We start from the raw sequence: 5,881 nt of genomic DNA, 5'->3' as shown, positions 1-5,881 counted from the left end.
CGTTCCGGCGGCCACCCGGGTCCGTTCGCACCCGTTCCGGATGGCGGACCGCCCCTCGCCAAGCCGCACGCCGTTCCGGCATGATCGACCGGCGCACGACAGCAGCCAACGAGGGGGAAGCGAATGTCGCTGTGGGAGATGACCGCCGTCCTGCTGGCCGGCGTGGCCGCCGGCACCATCAACACCATCGTCGGCTCCGGCACCCTGATCACCTTCCCCGTCCTGCTCGCCGTCGGCCTGCCCCCCGTCACCGCCAACGTCTCCAACTCGCTCGGCCTGGCCCCCGGCTCGCTGGCCGGAGCCATCGGCTACCGTGCCGAACTCGCCGGACAGCGCCACCGCCTGATCCGCTACGGCACCGCCTCGCTGATCGGCGGACTCACCGGCGCCGCCCTGCTGATCACCCTCCCCAACAGCGCCTTCGACGCCGTCGTCCCCGTCCTCATCCTCACCGCCCTCGTCCTGGTCGTCCTGCAACCCCGGGTCGCCCGCGCGATGGCCGCCCGCCGCGCCGCCGGCACCCTGCCCCCCGCCACCGACGGCGGCTGGCCGCTGCTGCTCTGCATCGCGCTCACCGGCGTCTACGGCGGCTACTTCGGCGCCGCCCAGGGCGTCCTGCTGCTCGCCCTGATGGGCATGCTGCTCCCCGACGGCCTCCAGACGATCAACGGCATCAAGAACGTCCTCGCCCTGATCGTCAACGGCGTCGCCGCGGTCTTCTTCCTCTTCACCTCCACCATCGACTGGACCGCCGCCCTGCTGATCGCCGTCGGCGCCACCCTCGGCGGCGTGCTCGGCGCCAAGGTCGGCCGCCGCCTGCCGCCCCTCGCCCTGCGCGCCCTGATCGTGGTGGTCGGCCTCGTCGCCGTCACCAAGCTGCTGCTCTCCTGACCCCGGGCACCCCGGCGACGTAGGCTCGGCCGTGAGACCCGGAACCCGGACGGAGCCCGCCATGAGCCGCACCCGCCTCAACGAGGAACAGATCGCCAACGCCCTCGCCGACCTCCCGCAGTGGACCCGCACCGGCGAGGCGATCACCCGCACCGCCGAGACCGCGAGCTTCCCCACCGCGATCAAGGTGGTCGACGCCGTCGCCGAACAGGCCGAGGCGCTCGACCACCACCCCGACATCGACATCCGCTGGCGCACCCTGAACTTCCTCCTCACCACCCACAGCGAGCACGGCCTGACCAGCCTCGACATCACGCTCGCCCACCTCATCGACCGCGCCCTCGACGACGCCGCCTGACCCGCGGCCCCCGAACCGCCCCGAACCCCCCGCAAAGCCCCGGCCGAACCCGTCCCCGTGCCATGAGATGCTGGCTGCTTGCCAGACCGCAGTCGGGACGGACGGAACGCATGGCTCAGGAACCTCCCACGACCCCCGGGTACGACCAGCAGCCCTGGTACCCCCAGCCGCAGGGCTACCCGGAGCAGCAGCAGGCGTACGGCCAGCAGCCCCTCCCGCAGCAGCAGCAGCAGCCGGGCTACGGCGACCCACAGCAGGCGTACGGCTACCCGGGGCAGCCGGGCTACGCCGACCCGCAGCAGGGCTACGGCTACCCGGAGCAGCAGCAGGCGTACGGCCAGCAGCCCTTCCCGCAGCAGCAGCAGCCGGGCTACGGCGACCCGCAGCAGGCGTACGCCGACCCGCAGCAGGGCTACGGCTTCCCCCAGCAGCAGACCGGCTACCAGGACCAGCCCGCCCAGCAGCTCTACGCCCCCGCCGAACCGGGCCCGAACCCGTTCGACGCCCCGGGCCCCTTCGACGCCCCCGGCCCCTTCGACGCGCCGCAGCCGCCGTCCGCGCCGCCCGCGCCGTTCGAGGCCGGCGCCGCGGCCGGGCCCGTCACCGCCACCGACTACCCGCACACCACCCCCGATGACCCGTTCGCCCCCGGAGGCGACGGCGTCTCAGCGGCCGCCGCCGGCAGCGCCGTTGACACCGGGCCGGACCGGACGGAGACCGCCCCGCGCGGGTTCGCCGCCCGGGCCCGCGCCGCCGTGCTCTCCGGCGAGGGCGCCCCCAGCCGCCGCGGCCTGGCGGTCCGGGCCGGCGCGGGCGTCGCCGCACTCGCCGTGCTGATCACCGCGGGCGTGCTCGCGGTCTCCGACGGGGACGACGACAAGCCCGCCGACAAGGCCGCCCCGGGCGGCGGCGCGCAGAACATCTCCGTCGCCCACGCCAAGTCCTGGGCCGTCGCCGCCGACCCCGGCACCAGCGGGGCCCAGGGCACCGACGACACCCTGGTCGGCAGCTGGCTGCTGGCCGACACGGTGGTCCGCGCCGACGGCACCGGCGTGCACGCCTACGCCCTCGCCGACGGCAAGCCCGCCTGGACGCTCCAGGCCCCCGCCGACGGCGCCGTCCCCTGCGGCCTCTCCCCGGCCGTCAACGGCGCCGGCCTCGGCGCGGTCGTCTACCGCCCCGCCGCCGACCCGAAGAGCCCGTGCAGCACCGTCGCCGCCGTCGACACCAAGTCCGGCCAGGCGGTCTGGACGAAGACGCTCTCCGACACCAAGGACAGCTACGCCACCCACGTCTCCGTCACCGACGACAAGGTGGTCGCGGTGGGCGAGGACAAGGCGTACGCCTGGGGCACCGCCGACGGCGCCGAAGCGTGGCAGTACGCCGGCCAGGGCAAGTTCTGCCGGCTGTCCGGCAGCGCCGGGGCCTCCGTGGTGCTGCTGCACAGCCACTGCGCCGACTCCTCCCCCGGCGACCAGGCCGTCGCGCTCAACGTCGCCGACGGCAAGGTCAAGTACTGGCGCGGCCTGAACAACCAGCCCGCCACCGTCACGGTGCTGTCCGCCGAACCCGCCGTGCTGCTCACCACCGGCGCGAAGCCCGAGGACGAGCGGATCTTCGCCTGGGGCGCGGAGGGCGACCCGGGGGTGGAGATCCCGACCGCGGTCGAGGGCGGCGGCCGACTGGACGCCGACAACGGCAGCTTCGCCGCCGTCCCCGGCGTCTACTTCCAAGGCAGCAGCATGTTCGCCGCCGTCGTCCCTAGCGCGGGCGGCAGCCCCACCGCGATCGCCGCGTACGACCTCACCACCGGCAAGCAGCAGTGGCGCACCCCCATCGCCGAGAAGGGCAAGGCCCACCCGGCGGGCGTGGACGCCGACGGCCTGGTGGTCTCCGTCGACGAACGCGCCGACCAGCCCGCCCACCTCAGCCGCTTCGCGCTCTCCGGCGGCAAGGAGACCCAGGGCGGGGCCTTCCCGCAGGGCACCGGCTCGCTGCTCTCGGCCGGCCGGGTGCACACCGCCGCCGGGAGGCTGCTGGCCGTCCCCGAGCACGCCTCCCACTACAGCGCCGCCACCGCCTTCAGCAGCAAGGGCTGAGTCCGCCCCCCCCGCGGCCTCGCCCGGCCCCGCGCGTACGACGACGGGCCCGACCTGTCCCCTGATCAGGTCGGGCCCGTCGGCCATTCACACGCCCGCGACCGCCTGCCGGTCCTCCGGCCGCTCCGGCAGCCAAGCCGCCAGCTCACCCAGTTCACCGGCCCGCAGCCCGAGCGCGAGCATCAGCGTCGCCTCCGGCGTCGGCTCGAACGGACGCCGCAGCAACCGCATCCCGGCCTGCTCCGGCGTCCGGTCCGCCTTGTGCTGGTTGCACTCCGCGCAGGCCGCCACGGTGTTCAGCCAACTGTCCGCCCCGCCACGAGACCTGGGGAACAGGTGGTCCACCGTGGTGCCCCGCCGCCCGCAGTACGCGCACCGGAACTGGTCCCGCGCCAGCACCCCCCGCCGCGACCACGGAGCCCGTTGTCGGAACGGCACCCGCACGTACCTGGTCAGCCTGATCACCCGCGGCACCGGCAGCCGCACCCCCGCACCGCGCACCACCCGCAGCGGATGCGCCTGCTCGACCACCGCCTTGTCCTGCAGGACCAGCACCACGGCACGGCGCAGCGGCACCGTGCTCAGCGGTTCGTAGCTCGCGTTCAGGACAAGGGTGTTGCGCATAACGGGCCACCTCCAGTGCTCGCCCCCGCCGCACGGCGGTGGCACCACTGTGAACGCCCGCACCCCGCCGAACAACGGAATTTCCACTGCCGCCCACCGACCTGCGCCGGAACCCCGGCACCCCGAGCGCGTAGGCTCTACCCCGCTGGAACCGTCCAGGCGCACCGCCCGCCCCCGGGCAACCGCGCCGGACCCCCGACCGAAGGAGACGCGGGACCGTGACCGACATCGTCGACGAGCTGCAGTGGCGCGGGCTGATCGCCCTGTCCACTGACGAGGACGCACTGCGCAAGGCGTTCGCGGACGGCCCGGTCACGTTCTATTGCGGCTTCGACCCCACCGCCCCCAGCCTGCACCTCGGCAACCTGGTCCAGATCCTCACCATGCGCCGCATCCAGCAGGCCGGGAACCTCCCGCTCGGCCTGGTCGGCGGCGCCACCGGCCTGATCGGCGACCCCAAGCCCACCGCCGAGCGCGTCCTCAACGACCCCGAGACGGTGGCCGGCTGGGTCGAGCGCCTGCGCGGCCAGGTCGCGCGCTTCCTCGACTTCGAGGGCGAGTACGCCGCCCGCATGGTCAACAACCTGGACTGGACGTCCGGCATGTCGGCGATCTCGCTGCTCCGCGACGTCGGCAAGTACTTCCGCGTCAACAACATGATCGCCAAGGAGGCGGTCGCCCGCCGCCTCAACTCCGACGCGGGCATCAGCTACACCGAGTTCAGCTACCAGATCCTCCAGGGCATGGACTTCCTGGAGCTGAACCGCCGCTACGGCTGCACCCTGCAGACCGGCGGCAGCGACCAGTGGGGCAACCTCACCGCCGGCACCGACCTGATCCGCAAGGCCGAGGGCAAGTCCGTGCACGCCCTCGCCACCCCGCTGATCACCAAGGCCGACGGCACCAAGTTCGGCAAGACCGAGTCCGGCACCGTCTGGCTCGACCCCGAGCTCACCACCCCCTACGCCTTTTACCAGTTCTGGCTGAACGCCGACGACCGCGACGTCGCCAAGTTCCTGCGGATCTTCTCCTTCCGCAGCCGCGAGGAGATCGAGCAGCTCGAACGCGACACCGCCGAACGCCCGGCCGCCCGCCTCGCCCAGCGCGCCCTCGCCGAGGAACTCACCACCCTCGTCCACGGCGCGGACCAGTACGAGCGCGCCGTCGCCGCCTCCAAGGCCCTCTTCGGCCAGGGCGACCTCGCCGACCTCGAACCCGCCACCCTGGCCGCGGCCCTCGCCGAGGTCCCGAAGGCGACGGTCGCTGAACTCGGCCAGATCGTCGACCTGTTGGTCGAATCCGGCCTGGCCCCCAGCCGCTCCGCCGCCCGCCGCACCGTCAAGGAGGGCGGCGCCTACCTCAACAACGCCAAGGTCACCGACGAGGAGGCCCTCGCCGGCGCCGACGACCTGCTGCACGGCCGCTGGCTCGTTCTCCGCCGCGGCAAGCGCAACCTCGCCGCCGTCGAACTCGCCGACGCGTAGGACGCGCAACCTGACATCAAGTGTCCTGAAACAGACCGCGGTTGACCTGCGAAGACCGCGAACAGGGGCCGGATCCAGCCAGATCCGGCCCCGCCATGTTTGACTCGCCCGTCCCGGTGTCCTAACGTAGGTGGAGTCGCCTGAACCGGCTGGGACCGGGAGGCGAAACCCCCCAAACCCTGATGAGCGATTCGTCGCGCGTCCATTCGGATTCCGGATGGAAAAGCGGACCGAATAACTCTGGTAGAGTTCGGGAGCGCCGAAAGGCGAAAGCGAATCGGATCGAATGAAACTCCGGAAAACGGAGCGGAAAACGTCTGATAAGCTGGGAACACGAAAGAACGCAGCGCCCGGAGGGTCCGCAGGAATGCGGCTCGAAGGAAGCGTCCGTTCCTTGAGAACTCAACAGCGTGCCAAAAGTCAAC

5 protein-coding genes are annotated in these 5,881 nt (G+C 72.8%); 4 read left to right on the top strand and 1 reads right to left on the bottom strand.

Annotation, left to right across the window (positions count from 1 at the left end):
* The first annotated feature begins 123 nt into the window (after positions 1–123).
* The 3 genes from ACFUEL_RS33475 to ACFUEL_RS33465 all read left to right on the top strand — a co-directional run bounded on the left by ACFUEL_RS33475 (position 124) and on the right by ACFUEL_RS33465 (position 3,348).
* Positions 124–891 (top strand): sulfite exporter TauE/SafE family protein, encoded by a 768-nt coding sequence (locus tag ACFUEL_RS33475; RefSeq protein WP_380240975.1) that lies wholly within the window; start codon positions 124–126, stop codon positions 889–891.
* A gap of 61 nt (positions 892–952) precedes the next feature.
* Complete coding sequence (locus tag ACFUEL_RS33470) at positions 953–1,249, top strand: 4a-hydroxytetrahydrobiopterin dehydratase (RefSeq protein WP_380240973.1); 297 nt, start codon at positions 953–955, stop codon at positions 1,247–1,249.
* Positions 1,250–1,359: 110 nt separating this feature from the next.
* A complete protein-coding gene (locus ACFUEL_RS33465; RefSeq protein ID WP_380240971.1) occupies positions 1,360–3,348 on the top strand; it encodes a PQQ-binding-like beta-propeller repeat protein in 1,989 nt (662 codons plus the stop codon).
* An 87-nt stretch (positions 3,349–3,435) separates the two neighbouring features.
* Here ACFUEL_RS33465 and ACFUEL_RS33460 read toward each other — a convergent pair whose 3' ends face one another.
* Positions 3,436–3,972 (bottom strand): HNH endonuclease, encoded by a 537-nt coding sequence (locus tag ACFUEL_RS33460; RefSeq protein WP_380240969.1) that lies wholly within the window; start codon positions 3,970–3,972, stop codon positions 3,436–3,438.
* A gap of 218 nt (positions 3,973–4,190) precedes the next feature.
* On the opposite strand from ACFUEL_RS33460, the gene tyrS reads away from it, so the two are divergent.
* The gene (gene tyrS / locus ACFUEL_RS33455) at positions 4,191–5,456 is read left to right on the top strand and encodes a tyrosine--tRNA ligase (protein WP_380240967.1); all 1,266 of its coding nucleotides are present in this window, start codon (positions 4,191–4,193) and stop codon (positions 5,454–5,456) included.
* The last annotated feature ends 425 nt before the right edge of the window (positions 5,457–5,881 follow it).

The organism is Kitasatospora sp. NPDC057198, from assembly GCF_042670125.1.
Lineage (GTDB): Bacteria > Actinomycetota > Actinomycetes > Streptomycetales > Streptomycetaceae > Kitasatospora.
This window is presented reverse-complemented; position numbering and strand designations above follow the sequence as displayed.

Coding starts and splice junctions, on each gene's coding strand:
- ACFUEL_RS33475 (WP_380240975.1), top strand. CDS start 124: ATGTCGCTGTGGGAGATGACCGCCGTCCTGCTGGCCGGCGTGGCCGCC.
- ACFUEL_RS33470 (WP_380240973.1), top strand. CDS start 953: ATGAGCCGCACCCGCCTCAACGAGGAACAGATCGCCAACGCCCTCGCC.
- ACFUEL_RS33465 (WP_380240971.1), top strand. CDS start 1,360: ATGGCTCAGGAACCTCCCACGACCCCCGGGTACGACCAGCAGCCCTGG.
- ACFUEL_RS33460 (WP_380240969.1), bottom strand. CDS start 3,972: ATGCGCAACACCCTTGTCCTGAACGCGAGCTACGAACCGCTGAGCACG.